Source organism: Planococcus sp. A6, from assembly GCF_028823615.1.
In the GTDB taxonomy this organism is placed as follows: Bacteria; Bacillota; Bacilli; order Bacillales_A; family Planococcaceae; genus Planococcus.
This window is the reverse complement of the sequence record NZ_JAPEHT010000031.1, coordinates 1-25,014: the sequence shown is the minus strand read 5'-3', so window position 1 is coordinate 25,014 and position 25,014 is coordinate 1. Positions and strand designations below refer to the sequence as shown.

General features: G+C 48.1%; 17 protein-coding genes and 1 riboswitch. Of the genes, 12 read left to right on the top strand and 5 right to left on the bottom strand.

What is annotated here, in order from left to right:
- Positions 1-138 precede the first annotated feature (138 nt).
- Entirely contained in the window at positions 139-2,607 is a 2,469-nt protein-coding gene (locus ON064_RS06690; protein WP_274624166.1) for a cell wall-binding repeat-containing protein, read from the top strand.
- A gap of 129 nt (positions 2,608-2,736) precedes the next feature.
- Here the strand turns inward: ON064_RS06690 and ON064_RS06685 are convergent, their stop codons facing one another.
- Positions 2,737-4,266: a hypothetical protein gene (locus ON064_RS06685; RefSeq protein ID WP_274624165.1), complete on the bottom strand. Its 1,530-nt coding sequence runs from the start codon at positions 4,264-4,266 to the stop codon at positions 2,737-2,739.
- A gap of 348 nt (positions 4,267-4,614) precedes the next feature.
- Between ON064_RS06685 and ON064_RS06680 the strand changes: the two genes are divergently transcribed.
- Positions 4,615-5,730, top strand: a complete 1,116-nt coding sequence (locus ON064_RS06680; RefSeq protein ID WP_274624169.1) for a bifunctional metallophosphatase/5'-nucleotidase — start codon at positions 4,615-4,617, stop codon at positions 5,728-5,730.
- A gap of 1,030 nt (positions 5,731-6,760) precedes the next feature.
- Here ON064_RS06680 and ON064_RS06675 read toward each other — a convergent pair.
- The 4 genes from ON064_RS06675 to murJ are packed head-to-tail and all read right to left on the bottom strand — an operon-like array spanning position 6,761 to position 11,670.
- Positions 6,761-7,765, bottom strand: a complete 1,005-nt coding sequence (locus ON064_RS06675; protein ID WP_274624164.1) for a GNAT family N-acetyltransferase — start codon at positions 7,763-7,765, stop codon at positions 6,761-6,763.
- Positions 7,762-9,225, bottom strand: a complete 1,464-nt coding sequence (locus ON064_RS06670; protein ID WP_274624163.1) for an O-antigen ligase family protein — start codon at positions 9,223-9,225, stop codon at positions 7,762-7,764. The genes ON064_RS06675 and ON064_RS06670 overlap by 4 nt, the downstream gene beginning before the upstream one ends.
- A gap of 24 nt (positions 9,226-9,249) precedes the next feature.
- Positions 9,250-10,128, bottom strand: a complete 879-nt coding sequence (locus ON064_RS06665) for a PIG-L deacetylase family protein (RefSeq protein ID WP_274624162.1) — start codon at positions 10,126-10,128, stop codon at positions 9,250-9,252.
- 15 nt (positions 10,129-10,143) lie between these two features.
- On the bottom strand, positions 10,144-11,670 hold the full coding sequence (gene murJ, locus ON064_RS06660; protein ID WP_274624161.1) for a murein biosynthesis integral membrane protein MurJ: 1,527 nt from the start codon (positions 11,668-11,670) through the stop codon (positions 10,144-10,146).
- A gap of 369 nt (positions 11,671-12,039) precedes the next feature.
- On the opposite strand from murJ, the gene ON064_RS06655 reads away from it, so the two are divergent.
- The 10 genes from ON064_RS06655 to ON064_RS06610 all read left to right on the top strand — a co-directional run.
- Positions 12,040-15,597, top strand: coding sequence for a DUF6359 domain-containing protein (locus ON064_RS06655; protein ID WP_274624160.1), 3,558 nt, complete (start codon positions 12,040-12,042; stop codon positions 15,595-15,597).
- Between the two features lie 210 nt (positions 15,598-15,807).
- Complete coding sequence (locus tag ON064_RS06650) at positions 15,808-17,817, top strand: acyltransferase family protein (RefSeq protein WP_274624159.1); 2,010 nt, start codon at positions 15,808-15,810, stop codon at positions 17,815-17,817.
- A gap of 182 nt (positions 17,818-17,999) precedes the next feature.
- Positions 18,000-19,112, top strand: coding sequence for a S1C family serine protease (locus ON064_RS06645; protein WP_274624158.1), 1,113 nt, complete (start codon positions 18,000-18,002; stop codon positions 19,110-19,112).
- 290 nt (positions 19,113-19,402) lie between these two features.
- On the top strand, positions 19,403-20,485 hold the full coding sequence (locus ON064_RS06640; RefSeq protein WP_274624157.1) for an AI-2E family transporter: 1,083 nt from the start codon (positions 19,403-19,405) through the stop codon (positions 20,483-20,485).
- Positions 20,486-20,744: 259 nt separating this feature from the next.
- Positions 20,745-21,329 (top strand): hypothetical protein, encoded by a 585-nt coding sequence (locus ON064_RS06635; RefSeq protein ID WP_274624156.1) that lies wholly within the window; start codon positions 20,745-20,747, stop codon positions 21,327-21,329.
- 433 nt (positions 21,330-21,762) lie between these two features.
- A riboswitch (TPP riboswitch) is annotated at positions 21,763-21,864 on the top strand.
- Positions 21,865-21,953: 89 nt separating this feature from the next.
- On the top strand, positions 21,954-22,643 hold the full coding sequence (gene tenA / locus ON064_RS06630; RefSeq protein WP_274624155.1) for a thiaminase II: 690 nt from the start codon (positions 21,954-21,956) through the stop codon (positions 22,641-22,643).
- Positions 22,636-23,397 carry a hydroxyethylthiazole kinase gene (gene thiM, locus ON064_RS06625; protein WP_274624154.1) on the top strand — a complete coding sequence of 254 codons (762 nt, stop codon included), beginning with the start codon at positions 22,636-22,638 and terminating at the stop codon, positions 23,395-23,397. Before tenA ends, thiM begins: the two co-directional genes overlap by 8 nt.
- Complete coding sequence (thiD, locus tag ON064_RS06620; RefSeq protein ID WP_274624153.1) at positions 23,387-24,265, top strand: bifunctional hydroxymethylpyrimidine kinase/phosphomethylpyrimidine kinase; 879 nt, start codon at positions 23,387-23,389, stop codon at positions 24,263-24,265. Before thiM ends, thiD begins: the two co-directional genes overlap by 11 nt.
- Entirely contained in the window at positions 24,240-24,857 is a 618-nt protein-coding gene (gene thiE, locus ON064_RS06615) for a thiamine phosphate synthase (protein WP_274624152.1), read from the top strand. The genes thiD and thiE overlap by 26 nt, the downstream gene beginning before the upstream one ends.
- A partial coding sequence (locus ON064_RS06610) for an energy coupling factor transporter S component ThiW (protein ID WP_274624168.1) occupies positions 24,854-25,014 on the top strand: 161 nt, incomplete at its 3' end. The genes thiE and ON064_RS06610, both read left to right, overlap by 4 nt.

Below are 25,014 nucleotides of genomic sequence, written 5' to 3'. Positions count from 1 at the left end.
AATATTTATCAAAATTTTACTTACCTTCGAAATCTTTTGTAGTATCATGGGTAATAGGGACAAACGTCTTCATACATAGTCAGAAAGATACAGCCCTGAGAGACGTTCGTCAAAAAAAAATGATAGGATGGTGTAGAAATGCCGAAAAAGATTTTCACTTCTGTAATGGCGACGACACTGGCTTTGACAGTCGTCGGGATCTACGATTCGCAAAAAGCGGAGGCAGCTGAAGGCGATTTCGAGTTAACGATCATGCACACGAATGACACGCACGCGAACCTGGACAACGCGCCGAAACGCGCAACATTGATCAAGCAACTCCGTGCGGAGAATGCGAACAACCTATTGCTTGATGCGGGCGATGTCTTCTCAGGCTCACTGTACTTCAACACATTCCAAGGGCAAGCGGATTTGGAATTGATGAATTATATGGAGTATGACGTCATGACTTTCGGTAACCATGAGTTCGACCTTGGTTCAAATGAAGAAGGACACCAAGCGCTTGCTGAATTCGTCGGTGGGGCAGATTTCCCGATGCTTGGGGCAAATGTTGATTTCTCAGGCGACGCTAATATGTCACCGCTGGTAGCGGACGAAGCGTTTACGAAAACAGCTGCTAACGGACAAATCTACAGTGGTGTTGTAAAAGAAGTGAACGGCGAAGAAGTCGGAATATTTGGTTTGACAACTGCTGAAACAACAGACATCTCAAGCCCGAATGATGTAGCATTCACAGACTACATCGATGCAGCAAATGAAGCGGTAGAGTGGTTTGAAGGGCAAGAGGTTAACAAAATTGTTGCTTTGACGCACATCGGTTACGATGATAATGCAGCGGTAGATAATGATCGCACTTTAGCAACAGAAGTAGATGGCATCGATGTCATCGTCGGTGGACATACTCATGACAAACTGGAAAAACCAGTAGAGGTTGAAAATACGATTATTGTTCAAGCAAATGAATATGGAAAATTCCTTGGACAGCTTGATGTATCGTTCGACGAAGCTGGAAATGTAACTGAATATGCTGGACAGTTGCACGATACTGGAGATGAGTCAGGAGTAAAAGAAGATGCAGAAGCAGCCAATAAACTTGCCCCTTATAAAGAAGAAGTGGAAGAATTGAAAGAAACTCCAATCGGCGCTGAAGCGAATGTCTTCTTGAACGGTGAACGTGAAGAGGTTCGTACGAACGAAACTAACCTTGGAAACTTTATTGCTGACGGTATGCTTGAAAAAGCAAAACAATTTGATTCTGATACAACGATAGCAATACAGAACGGCGGCGGCATCCGTGCGTCGATTAATGAAGGGCCAATCACTTATGGTGAAGTATTGACGGTATTACCGTTTGGCAATACATTGGCAATTATGAAAGTCACAGGACAAGAAATCAAAGATGCGCTGGAACATAGCGTGCGTGAATACCCGAAAGCAAGCGGTGGATTCCTTCATATCTCTGGTATGTTCTTCAACTATGACGCTAAAGCACCAGTTGGCGATCGTGTTTTATCAGTCTTTGTCGATAACGGTGATTACTATGATGAACTAAATCTTGAAACAACATACACGGTTGCAACAAATGCATACACTGCAGGAGGTGGCGATAGTTACACAATGTTCGAAGAAGCATCGAAGGATGGTCGCGTCAGTGAGAAAGGTGTTATTGACTGGGAAATGTTCGAAGAGCACGCACAATCATTTGCTGACGAAGGCGTAGAGCCTTATGAAGAGCGCCGCATCAACCAAGTGCGCTTGTCGGGTGAAAGCCGCTATGACACAGCGATTGCTGTATCGAAACAAGGCTGGGATTCTGCGGACACTGTGGTCATCGCTCGCGGCGACCAGTATGCAGATGCATTGACAGCAGCACCTTTGGCTGACCAGGAAGACGCACCGGTGCTATTGACGCGTTCTGGTTCATTGCCAAGCGCGGTAGCCGAAGAAATCGAGCGCTTGGGTGCAACGAAAGCGATCGTATTGGGCGGTAGCTTGGCTGTTTCAGAAGATGTTGCTGACCAATTGGGCGATTTGGGACTGGAAGTAGATAGAGTCGGCGGAAAAACACGCTACGACACAGCTGTAGCAATTGCCGATGAATTGGTAACGGATGCTACTGACGCGGTTGTCGTAAGCGGCATGGACTTCCCGGATGCACTATCAGCAGGATCTTATGCAGCGATTAACGATAAGCCGATCTTGTTGACGCGTCCGGACAGCATCCCGGCTGTCATCGAAGCAGAGCTTGAAGGGTACGAAACGACTACTGTAATCGGTGGATCTCTGGCCGTATCTGAAACTGTAGCGGATGCTTTACCGGAAGCTACACGTGTCAGCGGTGCAAACCGTTACTTGACTTCATTGGCAGTAGCGGAGCAGCTATTTGGAGATGCTGTAGAAGGCTTGGCTGCAAACGGCCAGAACTTCCCGGATGCTTTGACTGGAAACGTCCTCGCAGCAGCTTATGATGCGCCTATGCTTCTTGTGAAACAAGACAGCGTAAACGAAGCCGTTGAAACAAGAGCCCATTACTATGGCACAGTGTTCACGACAGGCGGAACTTTGGCAGTATCACCAGAAGTTGTGAAAGCTTTGCACCAAGAATAAATTTGCACCTCATTACCAGGCTTTAACCGAATGTCGCTGAAAACGATACAGTTCTTCGGCGGCATTCTCTCTTTAACCGGACATACAAAAACGGAGCTCCCATTTAAAATGGAAGCTCCGTTTTTATTTTTATTCGATTAATCCTACGAACTCTTCGACATTTTCAAAAGTGCCTTCAATAGCAATATCTTTATTTTGCAAGTTCTGCTCTTTCACTTCAATCAAATAATCGAGTGTTTCTGAAGCGGGGAGCTCAAGTTCGTTTCGAAGTTTTTTAGTGTAAAGTAAATCATAATAAGTAACCAGGTTATAATCCTGGCCGCTCATCGTGCCATCGGGCCGCATTTGGTAAAGGATCGTGTTTTCCTCATCCACCCATCCGGTGCCGGTATGGAGAAGAGCGGAAAATTGAGCTTCCGCATTCTCCAGATATTTCTCGTCTCCAAGATGAAGATAGGCATCGTATTGGTAATTCATCAAGCTGAGTGCATGATTCAAGGAGCTGTGGGTATCATGCTGCATATCAAAATAATCCATTAAATAATAACCAGGGCCTTGGGGAATCGTATAGCCCGCTTCAGACATCTCAATCAGAAAATCAGCATAAACTGCGCGCTCTTGCGCATAAGCCTCATAGCCCAATTGTTCAGCGCGCTTTAATTGTGCCCGGAAAATATTGTCGTTATGCCTCGTATCGATGTATTCAGGGCCTATGTCATAAGCGCGTTCAAGCCAAGTGCTGGTGTAGTCGCTATGCCACAAGCCATCTTCGTTTCGCGAGACTTCCAGTGTCGCGAATTGGTGGCGATTGATATTTTCCCAAATACGGGAAGGGTTTGTCTCCAACATGACTGCACTAGCCCGGCCGCTTTGCCTGACGAGGGAGCGGACGAAGGCACGATCGGTTTTAGGGAAGATGGCGTTCAATCCATGTGACCACAATGTATCTGGTGTAATCCAGCGGAATTCATCTGCAGCGATTTTATGGACTTGTTCAAATTGTTCTTTGCTGCTAATCAATGGCTCTTCTGATATCATGAGCCAGGTTGAGAATTTTTCTTCACCAGGAGCGAACTCAATCGTCACTTTCCATCCCTCTTCACTGATATCCAAGGTATCCGCTTCCCGCTGGAATTCAACGACGCGGCTTAATTGGCCATTTTCGTAAGTGTGGGAAATATCATTATAATAAACAGATGTGCCAATGAGCGCACTATTCATTTCATTTTCCATATATTTAAGTGTTGTTGATAAGGGGTCTTCAAGTTTCCGCTCTTTCCGGTGTGGATACAATTCGGGAATCGTCTGATCTTCTAAATACTCCAAGTCGCTTTCGCCGCTAAGGGGCAGTTGGAAATCGATCGGTTCAAGATATCCATCTGTTTCCGCTTCAAGGTAAACCATCGTATCCCCATTTGGGAATTCCCGTGTAGTTAACGTGATTTCGGCTTTATTCTGTTTTCGGTCCGAGACATTATATGAAATCACTTCTTGATAAATATCTTCTATATGTAATTGTTCAGTGTCGGTGCTTGATAGGTCTTCTCCATCTGCCGTGACTTGGAACTCACTCCCTGACGTAAAAGGGGCGTACGCAATAAGCACCAAACCAAAACATACAAAAAGACTGAACCAAATCGCTCGCTTTTTAAGCTTCACTAAAAAAAATCCTTTCTATTTCAATCATATCTCTATTATAAACTAAAATAGAAAATAAAATAAATAAATGAAAATCAGGTCATTAATTCCCATACACCCATATATAGGATAAACAGCATGTAATTTAGTAGCACATGGCATTTTTCCCGTTAAGCGATCGAGCTAGACAATGAATGTTACAATCTAGTGCATGGTTGCTGGAGCATGAAATACATGAGGCTCATTTACTGTTGAGGAATATTAAAGAAGGGTGAAGAAATGGTTAAGAATCCATGAGATTGCGTATTTCCCCTATATTCTATAGTAGACTGTGCATAGAGATTTTTTAGGGAAATGGACGTGACAACTATGCAAAAAATCGTGACACTCTTAGCGGCAATCATGGTCGGCTTTACCGCATTCCTCATGTGGCCGCAAAAAGATCAAAGTGAAGGTCTCGGGGACGCTGAAGCACCGGAGCGAGACGAAACAGCTTCGTCAGGTGGTGAATCAGATGAATCTCCGGAACCGGAACCTGTAGAACCGGAACCGTTCAAACTGACCTTAATCCACACAAACGATACCCATACCGTGATGGATAATATCTCACGACGCGCTTCACTGATTGAAGACATCCGCGAAGCCAGCACCCATCATCTTTTATTGTCGGCAGGGGATGTGACGTCTTGGGAAATCGGGCGAAAAGCGCAGGATTCACTCGCAAATGCGGTATTCATGAACCACCTCGATTATGATGGGATGGTGCTCGGCAACCATGAGTTCGATCTAGGCGAAGGCGTCATCGACCACGGCCCGCTCAGCACCTACGTAAAACATGCAGCGCATCCGGTGCTTGGTGCCAACGTTGACTTCTCGCAAGATCCATTCCTTGAGCCCTTTGCAGATTATAGCTACACAGACGAGCCGGTGGACGGCCGCATCAATAAAGGTTTCGTGCAAACAGTCGGCGACGAGCAGGTCGGGATATTCGGTATCACACATTACAATGAAGTGGTGACCGTTCCTGGCGATGTTTCATTCGCAGATTACACCGAAGCGGCCAAACAAGCCGTCGCCCATTTCGAATCGATTGGCATCGATAAAATCGTGGCGCTGACCCATATCGGCGTCGGCCATGATCGCACATTAGCGAAAGAAGTACCAGGCATCGATGTCATCATCGGCGGCCACTCACATGTCACAACCAATCCGCCGAACCAAATCGGCGACACATTGGTCGTGCAGACCGGTGAATACGACACCAACCTCGGTGAACTGAACGTCGTTTTCGATGAAGAAGGCAAGATCGTCGACCATTCAGGCAAACTGCACCCGACCAAAAACGCAGAAATCCATCCGGACACAGCACGCGTGCAGGAACTGTTCGATGAAGCCACAGCACTCGGCATCGTCAGCTACGAAGACTTTATCGGACATGTCATCAAAGCCGGCGAACTGGGTACATATGAAGCGTTTATCGAGTGAATAGAGAACAGGCACCCATTCGCAATGAATGGGTGCCTGTTTTTTGATGAGGTGGGAAGTATGGAATGAAACGAGGAGAGTGAAAAAACTTCCGCTTTTCGACTGCGTTGCAGGGTCATGCAGGCAATGGGTCATGCTTCTGATGCGACAAGAACTGTTAGATAGAAAGAAGAGATTGGAAAAGCTTCCGCTTTTCGACTACGTTGCAGGGGGCTGCTTGCCGTGGGGCGGGTGTTGAGCCAACGTGCCGCAAAGAGCGCGTCACGTTTGTCTCGCCAGCCCGCGCGGTCCCACAGGCGTCAGCCCCCTTCCACTCCGTCTCTAGTTTTAAAGTGGAAGATCGTTTCTTCAGTTCATTTAAAGTGAAGTGTGGAAATGCATCATGTTTTGTAGCTCATATCGTTTGGATCAAAGAGAGTGTGATTTTCAGTTCAAACACTTGTGTGTCAAATGCTGCATCTCGGGAAGTGAGTCCCCCGCTAGCCGGCAACCTGATATAGACGCAGATCCGATTAAACAATCTATAACAATGAAATCTCTCAGCCGCCGAGCGCCCAGGGTGAGCCGATGCCATAAGACAAGCGTTCTTCTTGGCTTATGGCAAGAGGCCAACCCAAAGCACGGCGGCGACTACTCAGATGACACTTTAATAGAAGATCGCACAATTTCACAAGCAAACTCTCACTATCCCATCTAAACTTGTCCCGGGAAGCGATTCCCCCACTAGCCGGCAATTACCTAAAGAAGCAGTTCCGATTAAACAATCTACAACAATGAAATCTCTCAGCCTCCGAGCGTGAAGGGGTGAGCCGACGCAGTAAGACAAGTGTTCTTCTTGGCTTGCTGCCAAAGGCCAACCCCAAGCACGGCGGCGACTAGCAACATGAAGAATAAATAAAACCTCGAAACAATTCCGCAAGCAAACCCTCATTATCTGCTGTCCAATGTCCAATGTCCAATGTCCAACCTCCGCCTTCATTTCCAGACTCAAAAAAACCCTCCTCCCGGAATCCCGGAAGAAGGGCAAGCGTTAATACGAATCAACATCTGACTGCGACAAATGCCAGTCAGTTAGCTCGTCATAGGAACCCGTGCCGGTAAAATCCTTGATGACAAACGGCATCGGGCTATTGATATGGAAAAAGCCGGCTTTCTTCAGTGCACGGTAGCGCGGGCTGTCCGGCACTGCCCAGCAATTCAGCGCATCCGCTTTCGTATGGCGGCGGATGGCCTTCAATTGATCCGCAATGATCGCTTCATCGTTCGGTCCGAACAAATCGACAATCGTGGCGAACGTGACGCCATTATCTTTCGTCTCCTCATGCAACACGCAATAGCCTTCTGCATAGCCATTCTGCTCCAAGGTATAAACTTGGTAATCCTTCGTCGGATGGTCAAGGAAGCGTCGTTGGATATAGCCGCCGTTGCGCTTGGCATGAAGCGGGTACTGGTTTTCAAAGCGACCGTACAACATTTCCGCTACTGCCAAACGGTCGCCAAGTTCACGCAATCGATGCGTGCTCTTTTTTGGGACACTGAGAGAAAGTGCTTTGTCGACTGGCGACTGGATCGCTTTTAACTTGCTGACCTTAGCCGCAAGCAAAGCTCCTGGCTTATTGACTGCAAGAAAGCGCGGAACGTTCCCGAGATCCTTGCCGCCGGCCACTTTCATGAACACTTGCTTTGCCGTTTCAGCGGGGAAGCCGTACAGGATATCGAGCCCTTCGGCTTCACATTCCTGGATCATGCGGGAAACGATTTGCTTGTAGATGCCGCGGCCCTGCGCTTCCGGATCGACCATGATGTCAACCCGTTCGCCAAGAGCCAGTTCTTTGCCTTGGTGGCGGGCTGTGAGCTTCAAGAAAGCGGCATGTCCGTTGATCTGGCCGTCTTCTTCAGAAACGACGATCGTGGCGCTCTCCGGAAAGGTCTCGAATTTCCATTGCCATTCAGCAAGAGACCGTCTTTTCCCAAATACTTTTTCATAAAGAGCATTGATGCCGAGCTCATCACCCGGCTGGTACAGGCGAATCATAATGTTTCACCGTCATCCCGCAGTCCGAAATCTTCGCGGCGTGACGCGGCCGCAAGAAGCGCGAAGAACGCGAGGCCGAAAATATCGGATTCCCATAGGTTGTAGACAAGGCCCATGAAATACGCGCCGAGCAAGATGCTGACAGTCAGTGAATACAGATAACTTTCTTTATGCTTTTTGCCGTAGCGCCAAAGCATCAACAATAGGAAAGCGGCAAAGGCGATGACGCCGAGCACGCCGGTTTGGACAATGATTTGGATATATTGGTTATCCGAGTAGAACTTATGTCCGATTTCGTATTCATCATAGATCGGCGAACCGTTCGAAAGGGTGGTCGAATCGCCGAACGTCGCAAAGCCCGTACCGATGATTGGATGGTCTTTGAATACTTCAAAGCCAGTTTTGACAATGAACAAACGGCCCGAACTTTGGCTGCCGGTGACGGTATCTTCACTGAACGTGCTGCCGATGCGGTCGCGGAAGCCTGACTCGCCGCCGACATCGAATTGCTGGATGTCGGTGACTTTCTCTGTGCCAACATCAGTACTTTCAATGAAATTGGTCAATAAATTCAATGGCAGCACGACAAGGACGAGTGCAATCACCGTGTATTTCACGAAGTCGATGAGTATGCTCATTTTGCGCGTCATGATCAAGAATGCGACGGCAGCGATCAAGAAACCTAACCATGTGCCGCGTGAATACGTCAGGACAAGGATCCCCACCAACAGTACATTCAAGATATCCATATAGCGCGGGTTGAATTCTTTTAATTTATTCTTCGCATAATAGAACGCGATGAACGCGAACATCAAGTAGATACCGAGCACGTTCGGGTTGCCGAGCATGCCGTAGATGCGCACGCGGTTTTTCGCCGACAAGGCCATCGCCTGCCATGACTCAGGCAGGAAGAAGTTGCGGATGGACAATTTTTCAGCCATTGCCTGGATGATGACCAGGATTGCCGTCCAGACGAAGATCCAGACGAGATTGACCAAATCCTTGCGGGTGATTCCGAGGCGATAGACGATGTAATAGACAAGGTAAAAGAGCAGGAACTGACGCAAGGTCATTGCAATGAGAACGGGACTGATGCCCGTGATGAGAGCGGAAATCGAACCGATGGCAAGGAAAGCGAAATAAGCATATTCGAAATTCTTGAAATGGAATAGCTTGCCGACGGTTTTGCGATTCATCCAGAAGACCTGCAACAAGGCACCGAATACGAGTGCTTCGGTTAAATAGTTAAGGCCCGGATTGTACTGCGTGATGAACTCACGGACCGGGATGTAAACGAACAGCAGCAGGATGCCGTGTTTCGGATTGATGAACGCATAGGCGAACAACACAACTGTCAGGGCATAGCCGATGATGGCGAGCTCTGTGTAACCTATTAGCATGATGGCGATCAAGGCGATGAGCCAAAACCATTTTTCGTTATCGTTCTTAAAAAAGTTCATAATATCCTCCAAATGCATTTATAATTAGCGGCTTTGATAAATCGCCTTTTTCAACTTCAAATTCTTGAAGATCGCCCACCACAAAGTGACGGTGCGGTTCGCTTGCTTGAGATGCTTTTCGTACTGGCGGTCTTGCGTCTTCAAGTGATCGGCCGCCTGGATAAATTGCTGTGGTGTGTTTTCGATGAAGGTTTCTACGTAGCGCGCTTGTGTTTCATTTGTCTGTGCAGCTTTGATTTCAGCGAGCGCCAAAAATCCATCGAATGCGATGACTTGGCTCTTGAAAGCCTCAGTTGCCCGCTGTTTGAGCGGAAACTGATCGGTAATGTCCATAATGCAATTGATTTCCTCTGGCGGCACGGGACAATTGATCTCATATTCGCGGACGATTTTCGGCTGATGGGCCGTATGCTTAAGTGCATCGGCCACCAAATGGGCGCTGTACACATGATCCGGATGGGCATCGATCAAGCTCGTCGTATAGACCGTATCTGGTTGGATTTCATCGATCAGCTCACTGAAACGTTCGCTTGATGCGACATGCTTGATTTCGCTATCGGGATAATCAAGGTAACGAACATCCGTAAAGCCGAGCAGATCCTGGATCGAGCGCAATTCCTGTTTCCGCGTTTCGGCCAAAGCATCGGCTTCAACCGGAGCGGCGTTGCTGTTTTTGCCGTCGGTGATGATGGCAATGGTGATTTGTGCGCCGGCATCGGCATAGCGGCGGATGGTCCCGCCGAGCCCGATTGTTTCATCGTCGATATGCGGCGCAAATATCAGCACGCGCTCTGCCGGTTCAAGCGGGGTGAGCGGTTTATTCGCTTTGTAAAAACGTTTCAAGGACGCTTTGATCGCCGGATTCAAAACCGGCGCAGCGTTTTTCATGATTGCCTGTTTCATAATGCGAAAAACTCCTTATGATTTTCTAAGCTTGCTGATGAGGAAGCGTGCAATTTCGGTTTTCAAGGCGAGAGCCGCAATGACATAGACAATAGCGCCGATGATCGCGGTCAGGCCGAAGCGGATATAGATATGAAGGTCTTCGAGAATTCCAGAAGCGAGCCATAAGGCCACTAGCATAGCAGCGGTCGCCGCAAAAATCTTGGCTGCGTCTTTCACGATAAAGCGCGTATTGAGCTTGCCTTGTGTCCGGTTAAAGACGATCCAGTTGAGCGTGAAATAGACGAGCGCCATAACGGACGAGGCGAGTGGAATCGCCAAATACGAATCGAGCAGGGCGATGAACAAGAAGTTCAAGGCGACATTGAGCGCAATCGAGAACAAGGAAATGCGCAAGATGACATGGCCTTGCTTTTTTGAATAGAAAGCTTTGTTCAAGATGTTCTGCAAACTGAAGAACAATACCGATCCCAGATACAGATAGCCGACATTTGCAGTGGCTGCCGTCGCATCCGCTGTAAAGGCGCCGCGTTCATAGACGATCGTGATGAGATCTTGCATCAGCCACATCATTCCCGCAACAGCAGGCAGCAAAACCAAAAGCGTCAACATCAAGCCGTATTCGATTCCTTGCTTGAAGCTTTTCTCATTGGCATTCGCAATGGCTTTCGACAAAATCGGGAAAATAATCGTCCCGATGGTTACGCCAATAATCGCTTGCGGGAAGTGGACGATGTTCTTGGCGTAGTTAACGTAGTTGACTGCTGAATCACTGAACGAACTCGCAAAGATATTGTCGATTGTCAAATTGACTTGGCCAACCATAACCGTAATGGCAACTGGGATGAAAATGATCGAAAAGGGTTTGATTTCTTCCCAATCGAGTTTGCCGATTACTTTATGACTGCCTTTAGGGACGAACCAGAGCCGTTTGGCGATATACGATAACAACGCACCGGCCAAATAACCAAACGCCATTGAGTAGGCGCCGATTTGATCAGCAAACAACAAGGTACTGAGAATGGTGCTGCCGATAACGATGATTTGTGAAATGACCGACAACGAAAACTTGTTTTCTGCATCGAGATAGGCCTCGTAAACTGAGTTTAACGATACGAGGAAGACAGCTATAAAGAAGATAATAGCTAAAGCAACACTCAATTCAATCGCTTCAGCTCGAACGTCGGGCTGAAGGTTAGGGAATTGAAATAGCAAAGGCAATAGCAATGGTGATGCCAATGCACCGATAGCTGAAACAATCAATCCAAGCACCATCGTCCCGCGGATGATTTGTGAAAAATGATGGTAGCCCTTGCCATCCGCCTGTGCATGGATGAAACTTGGCACAAAAGCATTCTTCATGCCGGTAGTGAAAAATAAAATAAAGGTATTTGCCAAAGCGAATGCCGCGAAATACGCAGCTGATTGATAGGAATCCCCAAATTGATAGGCAATAACCATATCCCGGAGAAGCCCGGAAACTTTCAAAAACAACGACGCAATGACAAACAAAATGCCGGTAAGTGCGAGTTTTCTACCCAAAACAAAATCCTACTTTCTTCAAATGGTTCGGCGGTAAAACACGAAACCAAATTCTTTCCTTATATACAGGAGCAATAATCTCCCAATTCCATTTTCCTATCTTATCACGAAACCTCTCTTTTAGACGTCCTCGAGCCGATTATGTTGCGGAAAAATTCACATCTGGAAAGGGGGTGAGTCTAAGGAATTACCGATAGTGAAATTTCAAGAAGAAATCGAATAGAAAGACTATTTTACAGGATAAAAAAGGAAAAAGGGTGAACAATTTGGGTATAAATAGTTAGAATTTACAATTTATTAATAAAGCGCTTACAAATTTTTAGTATACTGGTTTCGTATGACAATAAATTATCAGAGGAGTGAAGGTTTGTGACAAAAAGCGCGTTCAGCAAGATCTTTTTGAGTCTCCTATTGGCTTTATCAGCTGCCTTGCCGTATATGGCGACAGCCGAAGCAGCAGAAACCATTTCAGTTGCAGAAGCCATTGAAAACAATACAGGAACGGCAACGGTGAAAGGGTTTATCGTTGGGGTTGCTATTAGCGGAACCAACTATGACCAAGAGTCGCCATTTACAGGGGGGACTAATATCGGCATCGCTGATTCACCAGATGAAACCGATCCAGCAAAAATCTTGCCGGTTCAATTACCGACAGGATCGACTCGTGCCGGATTGAACCTTGTCGACAATCCGGGCAACTTCAAAGCAGAAGTGACAATCAGCGGCACACTTGGAGCTTATTTCTCAGTTCCTGGCTTGCGTTCTGCTAATGCTTTCACAATTCTCTCTGAAGGCGAAGCGCCACCTACCGCGACACCTGTAGACAATGTCCAGGAAGCACGCGACTCTGAAGGCTTGATTTCAGTGGAAGCAACTGTGACAACTGGAACAGGCTTCTGGGGCGGCAACGCTTTTTACGTGCAAGATGACACAGCGGGCATCTATGTCTATACATCTAGCGCAACTGTATCGCCGGGCGACATCGTCCGTTTGGAAGGTACCGTTTCTGAATACAGCGGCGAGCTGCAATTGCAGCCGAATACAGTAGAAGTCTTGTCTTCCGGAAATGAATTGCCGGAAGCACAAGTGATCTCGCCAGCAGGTGTTAATGAAGAGACTCAAGGCGAACGCATTTCGATTGAACGCGTCGAAATCACTAACTTGAAAGCCGTTAACAATTATGGGACGTTCGAGTTCACGGCAGTTGCGGAAAGCGGCGAGCAAGTCGTCGTCCGCAACGACAACCGCAATGGCTTGACGTTCGAAGACTTCACGAAACGATACAAAGAAGGCGACTTGATCTATCTTTCAGGCATCGCTTCAAAATATAACGACACGTACCAAGTGAAAACGCTCGGCTTCGACAGCTTCGAGCTCGTCAACAAGCCGGCTGTTTACACAGACATTACGCTCGGCTTCGACAGCTTCGAGCTCGTCAACAAGCCGGCTGTTTACACAGACATCTTCCCAGGCGTCGTCTCGGAAGGAACTGAAATCACGCTCGCAAGCGGTTTGGACAATGCAACGATCCATTACACTTTAGACGGGTCAGAGCCGACAACGGATAGCGCAGTTTACGCGGAGCCGATCGTCCTGACGCAAGATACAGTGATCAAAGCGATTGCTGCGACAGGCGAAACATCGGAAGTATTTTCATTTGATTACACGGTCCTGAAATCAGAGGACTTGAAAATCCGCGACATCCAAGGGCAAGGCCATTATTCGAAATATGAAGATGTAGCTGTCAATGAAGTGACAGGCGTCATCACACATTTTTATAACGGCGCAAACTTCGTCATCCAAGATACAGAAGGTGACGGCAACTGGAAAACGTCAGAAGCGATCATCGTCAACCGTTCATCTGCATCAAGCGACTTTGCAGTTGGGGATGTCGTAACAGTCGCAGGTACGGTCGAAGAATGGTTCTATAAAGGCTATTCCGACATGCGCGACAACGATCTACCGGTAACACGCATCCGTTCAACGGACGTCGTGAAAACAGCAACTGCAGAACTACCTGAACCGATTGTCATCGGCGAAGACGTATTCCCGCCGACTCAAAACATCGAAAACGACGGCTTGACGGAATTCCAGCCGGAAGAAGACGGCATTGATTTCTGGGAAGCCCTTGAATTGATGCGTGTCAGCGTAGCTGATGCACAAATCGTCGGCCCGCAAAATTACGGCGAAGTATTTGTCGTATCGAAAAATGCGACTAACAATGAATTCCACAAGCAAGACGGAATTCTTCTTGAGGAAGACGATTTCAACCCGGAACGTATCACCGTTACAACAGGTGAAGGTGTCGTCGCTAAAGCAGGCGATACGTTTGCTGAAGCGCCAGTCGGCGTTCTCGGATACGGATTCGGCAACTACCAGATCTGGACTGATGAAACGCAAGTGCCGGCAATCGTGGACGGCGGTACACAGCCGGAAGAAACGTGGATCGAAAATGCAGACGATAAATTGACGGTCGCAGCTTATAACGTCGAAAACTTTTCAGCAGACCCGAGCCACACATCGGACGAAAAAGCACAGCGCATCGCAGAATCATTCGTCAAAGATTTGAACTCCCCAGATGTTATTTCGATGGTTGAAGTACAAGACAGCGACGGCCCGATTGCTTCTGGTAACTCGGATGCAACCGCTTCTTATGAGCGACTCATTGAAGACATCCAAGCAGCCGGCGGTCCAACGTATGCATGGACAGACATCGCACCGGAATACAACCAGGATGGCGGACAGCCAGGCGGTAACATCCGCGTCGGCTTCTTGTACAACCCGGACCGCGTTACCTTGTCTGAAGGCACAAAAGGAACGGCAACAGAAGACAATTCTTGGACAGAATCAGGCGATCTTGCCTTGAATCCGGGACGCGTACAGCCAATTCCAATGCCTGGCACACGCAAACCACTCGCGGCACAATTTGAATTCCAAGGCGAAGAAGTTGTCGTTGTCGCAACGCACTTGAACTCCAAAGGCGGAGACCAAAGCTTGTTCGGTCAAAACCAGCCGCCGCAATTCACGTCTGAAATCGAACGCATTGAATTGGCGAAAGCCATCAACGGATTCATTGCAGAAGGCCTGGAAATCAATCCGGAACTCAATGTCGTCGTCACTGGCGATATGAACGATTTCGAATTCACACCGGCACTTGATGCGCTAGAAGGCGACATCTTGACGAACAAAGTCAACGATGTGCCGGAAGAAGACCGTTTCTCTTATTACTACCAAGGCAACTCTCAAGTTCTCGATCACTTGCTGGTGACGAACAACTTGGCGGACAACACAGAACTTGATATGGTCCACATCAACTCGATGTTCATGGAAGAACACGGGCGTGCATCGGATCATGATCCACTACTTGCACAAATCACTTTCGACAAACCGCAAGTGCCAGGCGAACAGCAGGCAGATCCTGATTTGTCAGGTGAAGAAGCAGTCATCACAGCCGGTGAATTCGATGAAGACGGCACACTCGACATCACATTCACAGAAGGCACAATCGATGAACTTCTTGAAAGCGGCAAGGATTTGACGGTTCAATTAGAACAAGCGAACTTCACGTTCACAGCGGCCAACCTTCAGCAATTGGCTGAAGCGGCAGGGGCAGAAATGACGCTTGCCCTGGCAGTCGATGACGCAGAGCAAGTCGATAAGCGCCCGGCACTCAGCGACCAGCTTGATATCGCTGTACTTGGAGCGGACGGCGAAGAACTCGGCTTGACACTCAGCGAACCGATGGAATTGAACTTCCTGACGAACCCCGATGTCAAAGTCCAGTTCGGCGCACGCCAGGATGACAAAGGCAAATGGAAAATCATGCAAGGTGACTTGAACGGAGAAACTTTCACGCTTGAAGTGAACGAATTCGGCAACTACACTGTCATCACGAACAAAGGACAACTGAAGAAAAGCAAAAAGTAACAAGGGAAAACTGCCGAAAACCCAGTATTTGCTGGGAATTCGGCAGTTTTTTAAATAGGAAGAACTAGAATTGCGCCTTGAAAGAAGAATTACTTGATTGTCTTATCATAAAATAGTGAAAATAATTGTCATGGTTTATGTTTTAAAAGGAAGAATATGCTAATATAAAATTTGTGTGATTTATGAAAATGCAAGGAGCTGTAAAATTTTATGGAGACTGAAAGACGTATCAGGCCGGAACTAGAAGGCATACGCACAATCGCTGCATTATTGGTTGCGATCTATCATATATGGTTTAATCGTGTATCAGGCGGAGTCGATGTATTTTTTGTCGTATCCGGATTTTTGATTACGACTTCATTGCTTTCGATGTACCGAAAAAATGGCCAGATTTTATACTTTTCCTATATTGTAAAACTATTAAAACGTTTATTGCCGACAGCTTGGTTAATCGGGATTACCGTCTTGATTGCAAGCCTGTACATATTGCCCCCATTTACGAAACAGCAGAACATCAATGAATTTCTAGCTTCCGTTTCCTACTTCCAGAATTGGCGGCTTGCGATGGATTCAGTGGATTATTTAGCACAGAACAATAGCGCTTCGCCGTTTCAGCATTTCTGGGCGCTGAGCATCCAGTTCCAGTTTTATCTGGTATGGCTTGTCGTCTTCTTTGTGGCCATCTCGGTGCTGAAGCTGATTTCAGGAAATAATATGAAACGCATGCTGACAGTATTGATTGCCGTGCTTGCCTTGGCATCATTCAGCTATTCGGTCTACTTGACCGCAGCCAATCAGCCAGTGGCCTATTACCATACATTCACTCGTGTATGGGAGTTTGGGATTGGCGGCTTGGTCGCATTGACAATCCACAAGCTTGTCGTCTCGAGCCGTGTAGCCTGGCTATTCGGCTGGATGGGCTTAATCGGGCTCATCAGCTGCGGGATCATCCTTCAAGTGTCAGAGCTATTCCCGGGCTATGCTGCGCTATGGCCGGTGCTTTCAGCCGTTCTGATCATCATCGCGGGGAATAATTCAACGAACTATTCAGCTTTCCAACTGCTTAGTTGGAAGCCGCTCGTCAAGTTCGGAAGCATTTCCTACGCCTTTTATTTATGGCATTGGCCATTACTGATTTTCTACTATGCGTTATTTGACGTCGACTCGGTTTCGCTCCAGGGCGGATTGGCGATTATCGCTGCAGCAACGATTTTTGCCTATTTCACGATTTACGGTTTCGAGTTGCCAATCCGGAAAATCCAGTTCCCGGTCTGGAAAACCGCCAGCATTATTGCGGTTTTCTCTGCCGTCATTTGGGTCTCGGCCATCGCTTATCAAGAAACTTACTTGGCGGGACCGCCCGTCAGTTCCGAGTTGCTCAGCGAAAGTTTCGAGACGCATCCCGGTGCCGTCACTTATTTGGAAGATGGCCGCCTAACGCCTCCTGCGGAGTTTGAGGAATCCTTCCTGCCGAGCTTAGACTTCGTGAAGCAGGATCGATCTGAAATATATGAAGATGGCTGCTTGTCCGGCAAGGGAACGACAGAAGCCGAGCCGTGTGAGTACGGGGCATTGACCGATTACAGCCATACGATCGCGTTGGTCGGCGGATCACATGCCGCCCATTGGCAGCCGATGCTTGCGGAACTAGCCGATGCCCACGATCTGAAAATTGTCACTTATTTAAAAGGCAATTGCCGATTTACGGAAGAGAGCAGAAAAGGTTTTGAAGAATGCGATGTCTGGTTCCAAAATGTAAAAGAGGCATTAATTTCTGAAAAACCTGATCTGATTTTCACGGTAGGGAATGTAGGGAGCTCGAAAGAAGATTTCGATGAAGTTTCGGATGGATTTGTTGAAGCTTGGAAGTTTTTCGAGCAGCACGAAGTTCCGCTATTCCTCGTGCGTGATACGCCTTGGTACGATCAAAACGTGTTGACGTGCTTAAGTGAAAATCCGGACAATCCGGAAAATTGTAAATCCGACCGTGAGGATATCATCCGTGACCCGAGTCCTTTAGAAGAAGTGGACTATATGCCGAAAACTACTAATACGATCGACCTGACCGATTATTTTTGTGACCAGGAATCCTGTTATTATGTCGTCGGAAACATCGTCACGCATTTTGACAGCAACCATCTGACAGCGACTTTTTCCAGAACATTTGCGCCGGTCTTCGAAAAGCCATTGCTAGAAGCATTGGAAGCTCAAGAAAAATAAGGGGTCGAAAGCTGCCTTGGCTGCTGCGAAAGCAGTGCGCCAAGGTAGCTTTTTTGATTCCGGACATTCAATGCCGAGCGTGCAATGGAACTACATTCCCTCTATTTCAGTGTCCTTTCCCGTTCCTTTTTCAATTATGGCTTGCTATAATGAATGCACATTAACGGAAGCGGGTTGAGACTATGGACAAACGGATGATGCACTGGCTGATGATTTTCTTGTCAGCGATGATCCTCGCGGCTTGCGGAGGGACAGATACAGAAGCACCGCCGGCAGCTGAAACCGAGCAGGCGGATTCACCGGTTGATACGGCCGCTCAGGAAAAAGCGGTGATGATCGCGAATGCGAAGACGCATGTCTACACAATCTATACCGATTTCGAGCAAGGATCCGGCTTTTTGTACAATGACCAAGGCGATATCTTGACGAATGCCCATGTGGTGCGCGATGCGACCTTTATTGCACTCGTCAATAGCGATGGCCAGGAGTTCGCAGGCAAAGTGATCGGCATATCGCTTGATGAAGATCTGGCGCTGGTCCGCGTCGAGGACCTCGCAGGAAAAGAACCGCTCGAGCAGGAAATGGAACCGGTCGATATCGGAACGTCGGTCATCGCAATCGGCAGCCCGGAGAACGCAGCGAACACTGCGACCGAAGGGGAAATTACCGATACCGGCGTCGATTTCTCGGAAATGTTCGTCTATACGGACCTCTATGAAATGAATGCCTTGATCAAGCAAGGCTCGAGCGGCGGGCCGCTTTTGGATGCAAGCACCGGCAAAGTGCTCGGCATCAATTCGGTCATGCTCGAAGACAATCCCGAAATCGGCTACGCGATCCCGCTGTACTTGAAAAAGGAAATGTTGGATAGTTGGGCGAATAATCCGGAACCGCTTCCCGAGTCGCAATTGGTCGAACCGTCGGTGAAGGATGCCTATTTTGACGAAGCGTTGCTGGAGAGTTTCATCGAAGCCTATTATGACTTGCTGCCGTATTCCATGAATGATGAGCAACTGAATTATTATTCTTCGTATTTAGTGCCGGGAAGCCAGGCAGTTGAAGAAGTCGACAGTGTTATACAAGAGTATTCAACAGAGGGCCGCGTGTATGATTCGGTCGTGCCGGAAGTAACTTCCGTCGAGATTGAAGAAGATGCCGCATATGTGGAAGCAGGCGCTGTGTTCAATTACCATGAAGCAAACGGAGAGACCGGAACGATCGACCACCGTCGCCGTTACACTGTGGTGATTGATGAGTACGGGGATTATCAGATTGAATACGTCGAAGAACGATAAAGGGCCTTCTGTTGAAGGCTCTTTTTTGAAATCAAGAAATTTTAATTGAACAGGCTTTGCGCTTTATCGGATGGCCATTAAAAAAATAGCCCTTGATGCGGCAAATTATATAGCAGAAAACACTCAACTCCTGAACTTTACTAGTTCTAAAGTGAAACTCAAAGAGGATGAGGGATGTTAATGAAAACCGCATAGATGGAACTGGAAACAATTTCAACCCTCAGATCTATGGTAAGTGGAGCAGCTGCTAGCGAAAAACTATGTCTCAGACAGAAGAAAGGGGAATGAACATGCCCAAGACCAAATGGTTTCGTTTCTTGCTCAGCACGCTTTTGATCTTTGCCATCATCAACTTGGCAGTGCGTGTGCCTTTTGTGTTTTATCCGGTCGGTGTTGCGTTTTCTACCTTGATGCCGATTATCATCATCGGCGGGATTCTGTTTTATATCTTTAGGCCAATCGTCAAGCTATTATCCAGGAAGATGCCCCGTGTCGTGGCCATTCTGGTGATTTTCGTCGTTTTCCTGGCGCTGCTCGTCGGCTTTTCCTTATGGATTGGCCCGCTGATTTTCCGGCAGATCCAATCCTTGATTGAAAACTTTCCGTCGATCGTAAGAGAAGTTCAAAATCAATCGGACAGGGCCTTATCTAGTCAATGGTGGAACTATATTCAAGAACAGGATTTTCTGCCTGGCTTGAATCCGGACGCCATAGCCGCGAATTTCCGGAACGCACTGACGGGCATCGGTTCGAATATCCTGAGTTTTACCGGTGTGCTAGTCAGCGCCTTAACTTCACTGGTCGTCGTGCCGTTTGTCCTGTTCTTTTTATTGAAAGACGGCGACAAATTGCCGGCTAGCTTCCTCAAATTATTGCCACAGGATTCACGGGCTGAAGGCGCCAAAATCCTTCATGATATGGACGAAAACCTCAGTGCCTATATCCAAGGGCAGGCGACTGTCAGTTTGTTCGTCGGGGTGCTGAGCTACATCACGTACCTGATACTTGGCGTGGATTATGCCATCATCTTGGCATTGGTTGCGACATTCACAAACGTGATCCCTTTTGTCGGCCCAATTATTGGAGCCGTCCCGGCGATCGTCGTGGCATTCTTCCAGGAACCAATCCTCGGCTTATGGGTGCTGATCGCCATTATTATCATCCAGCAAGTCGAAAGCAATCTCATCTCGCCCAATATCATGGGCAAGAAACTATCGGTGCATCCGGTAACCATCATTTTCCTGTTGTATATTGGGGGCAACCTAGCCGGCCTCATCGGCATGATTTTGGTCATTCCAACTTACGCTGTAGGAAAAGCAGTTGTCCAAAACCTCTACCGCCTTATCCGGCTGCGCTACCCGGCGATGCGCTAAGTGAAATATAGGCATTTCTTGATTGCTTTCGGCGATTAAGAGTTATTTTGTTATCACGACAAACCCGAAATCTTCTCTCGCCTAAACTTTTGTGCGAGCAACAAGGTCCAAAACAGATCAAAAGCAACTTGGCTCTAGGGCCAGGTTGCTTTTTACTGAAGTTAGAATTATATGGCTTGATGTATACTTGGAGAAAAGCTTCAATCAGAAATAGCCTGCAAAGAAGCTGGTTTATACGAAACGAGGGGAAATTATGGGGATGGACTATCGCTGGGAAGCTATTGATGCTCTTGAAGTAGAAGAAAAGTACGCAGAAGCATTAACGCTGATGGTCATCGAATGGGAAAAGCGTCCTGAAGATTTGAAAGTGGTCATCCGGTTAGGGTTTCTTTGTTGGTATTTAATCGTGGAAGCGGGTGTACTTGGAGATGATGGCTTGGATGCGCACGGCATCACGGAATGCGAAAAATTATTTTCTGAACTGGCTCATTTTGGACAGGTGACATTTCCGGATGATCGGGAATTTTTATGGACGTTTGGCTATATGATTTCACTATTTCCCGAGTTTTTTGATTTGTCCGCCCTGATAGCTGCTGGAAATTACGGAGAAGATCAATACGAACTCGGAGAAAAGATGATTGAAAGGTCATATACACTGCAACCTGAGGATAAAATTATCCAATTGATTTATCTTTACAATGGCCCTGCGCTGAGCAAATCACAAGAATACAGGGAATTATGTGAAGAGGTAGCGTTACAGTTGCCATTTAAATTCCAAGGCAAAGGTGAAATGCAGCAATATTTTAGAGAAGTCCTGAACCGGACAAATTTCGACTATGACTGAACCGGTCCTATATACGACCATGAACTCGCCAATCCAACTAAGCGATCAAATCAAAGTGGAAAAACTTTGCAAGGCACACTTACTTACACATTCTAAATTCCAATGAATTCTAAAAGTAGCCACGCGCTTAAGGGTGAAGCGAAGCCGGAAGATGATAACCTTCGCATACTCCACTAGATTGGGACATGAACGTACAACTGTGCTCCCGCATTTGTGGAAGCAGATGCGTCGCCAATGAATCGGCTCAACTGCCTTTCGCCAATTCATTGGCTTATTGCGAGAGGCCAACCCCAAGCATGCTGCGGACACCTTGTAGATGAAAGGGGCAAGCTAATTCCAATTAATCAATTGAACTCCTACTATCTTAATTTCAAAAAGTTTTGAATTCGCAAGCAAGCTATGGTATTCTATTGCCGACAATAAAAAAATATCGCTATTCCACTAGGGGAGCCATGTTGGCTGAGACGGACAAGAGTCCGGACCCTTTGAACCTGATCTGGATCATACCAGCGTAGGGAAGTGGGCGAATTGTGAGCATTTCTCCAATTTCTTCAGCTGACCTTTATCGCCGCTTCCTTACCTGGGAAGCGGTGTTTTATTTTGCCCAAAAAAGGAGAGAGCGACATGACATTTTGTAAAGAAGTTCGGTTGGAATGCGCAGATTTATGGGACGCCAGTTTTGAACACCCGTTTGTAAAAGGCATCGCGAAAGGCGATTTGCCGCTCGATGTCTTCAAATTTTACGTCATGCAAGACGCCTATTACCTGACCCATTTCGCGAAAGTGCAATCACTCGGCGCAGTGAAAGCGAAAGATTTGAAAACGACGCAATCATTTGCGCATCACGCAGAACAGACCTGTGCCGCGGAACTCGCGCTTCATGAATCGTTTATGGAATTGCTTGGAGTGACCGAGGAAGATTGGAAGCTATTCGAACCGTCTCCCCACGCCTATGCTTATGTTTCGCATATGTACCGCTCCGCAGAAGGCGACTTGGCAGACGTACTCGCGGCCTTGCTTCCGTGTTATTGGCTTTATTACGAAATTGGCGAACGTTTGAAGACGGCAACTCCGGAAGAACCGATTTTCCAAAAATGGATCGGCACATACGGTTCCGAATGGTTCGGGGAACTGGTGAATGAACAAATCGAACGGATGGACCGCTTAGCTGATGGCTTGCCGGAAGAGCGGCGCAAGGAATTGAAGACGCGCTTTATGAGAAGCAGCTATTATGAATGGCAGTTCTGGCAGCAAGCGTGGACAATGGAAACTTGGGAGCTTCCCGCGAAAAAGGAGAGTGTCCGCCATGCTTAGGGAATTGCGCGCACGAAAACCCTTGATTCATTGCATCACCAATCACGTCGTCTCGAACTTTCAGGCAAACGGCTTGCTCGCGCTCGGCGTCTCGCCGGTCATGGGCGACGAACAACAGGAAGTGGCCGAACTCACGGGACACGCCGATGCCTTATCGCTCAATATCGGCACGATCACGGAGCGCTCTTTTGAAAGCATGCTCATCGCGGGACGCTCTGCGATGAAAAAAGGCATCCCTATTGTGTTGGATCCGGTCGGTGCCGGGGCGACAGCTTATCGTTTGCAGGCCGTGAAACGATTGCTGACGGAACTCGATATCACGCTACTCCGTTGCAATGCTGGCGAACTCGCGGCCATCGCAGGAGCCGACTGGCAAGCGCGCGGCGTCGATGCGGGCGAAGGACAAGGCGATTTGGAAGCTATCGCTAAACAAGTTGCTGATGAATACCAAACAATTGTCGCGGTAACAGGCACAAGCGATTTAGTGACAGATGGTGACCGGACCGAGCACATCACAGGCGGAGACCCATTGATGGCGTCGGTTACTGGAATGGGTTGTTTGCTCAGTGCGGTGCTTGCGGCATTTTTAACGGACGAAGAATCTACCCCGCTTGATGCGCTTGCATATGGTTTGCAGATTTATGCGAATGCAGGAAGCCGTGCATCGAAAATCGCCTTGAACCCGGGAACTTTCCAAATGGCCTTTTTGGACGAGCTATCGAAACGACAGGAGGCGGCACTTTATGGACGCTAAAGCGCAAGTATTGACCATCGCCGGATCTGATTCAGGCGGTGGAGCGGGGATACAGGCGGATTTGAAAACCTTCCAGGAACTCGGCGCATTCGGCTGTTCTGCAGTAACGGCGGTGACTGCCCAAAACACGCAGGGCGTTCACGGTATTTACCCGATGGACCGGCAAGCGGTCAAAGAGCAGCTCGATGCGATCGGAACCGACTTTAACATCCGTGCGCTCAAGACCGGCATGCTGTTTGACGCCGGCATCATTGAAGAAACGGCTCAAGGCATCAAACGCTACGGCTGGGACAGGCTCGTCATCGACCCTGTGATGATCGCAAAAGGCGGTGCTTCCTTGTTGCAGCAAGAAGCGGTCGAAGCAATTAAAACCTTGCTCGTCCCGCTCGCTGCCATCATCACGCCGAACATCCCGGAAGCAGAAGTATTGAGCGGCATAGACATCACAGACGATGCCTCACGCAGAAATGCGGCGGAAGCGATTTTATCGCTCGGTGCCGAAGCGGTGGTCATCAAAGGTGGCCATAGCACTGACCCTGACGTTGCGGAAGACTTTTATCTAGATCAGCAAGGCACGGTAATCTTGCTGCGTTCGGAACGTCTTCAGACGGAGCAGACGCATGGCACGGGCTGCACGTTTTCAGCGGCATTGACAGCCGAACTCGGCAAAGGCAAACCAGTGGAAGAAGCCTTGTTCACCGCCAAGGAGTTTATCCAGGCAGCACTCGCGTATCCGCTTAACATCGGGTATGGCCATGGTCCGACGCATCATGCGGCGTACAAAGAATCTATCGAAAAGGAAGTGGTTCATCTTGTTCGGGAATCCAGCGATTTATTTTCTAATGGGTACGACAAACGCCGGTACTAAAGAGCCGCTCGCGTTGCTCGAAGAAGCGCTTCGAGGCGGCATCACCCATTTTCAACTACGCGAAAAAGGGCGCGGGGCATTAATGGGTGATGCGCTTGTGGAGTTCGCTACAGAATGCAAGAACTTGTGCCGCGAATACGGTGTTCCGCTGTTCATCAATGATGATGTCGAACTCGCCTGCACAATCGAAGCGGACGGCATCCATATTGGCCAGGACGATATGGACTGCGGACAAGTGAGAAAACAAATCGGCGCATCGATGGCTCTTGGCGTCTCGGTGCATTCAGTCAAAGAAGCGAATGAAGCGCTGACGTGCGGCGCCACGTATCTCGGCATGGGACCGGTATTTGGCACACGCACAAAAAGCGATGCGAAACCGCCGGCGGGTGTTGCTGAAATCATTAAAGTGAAAACCCAATATCCGCACGTGCCCGTCATTGGCATCGGCGGCATCGAACCGGGCAACGCCGAAATGGTCTGGCGGGCAGGCGTTTCGGGCATCGCCGTTATTTCCTCTATTGCAGGGGCAGAAGATGTCGCAGGACAAATCGAACGGTTTAAACAATCGATTCCGGGGAGGCGTGTCGGATGAACACGAAAAAACTCGTACTCATGGCGATGTTCGTCGCACTCGCCGTCGCTGGCTCCGCGTTCGTCTGGTTCCCAGCCGGCATCGCCCGCGCCTATCCGGTACAGCATGCCATCAATGTCATCGCAGCTGTCGTCTTCGGGCCAGGGCCTGCAGTCGT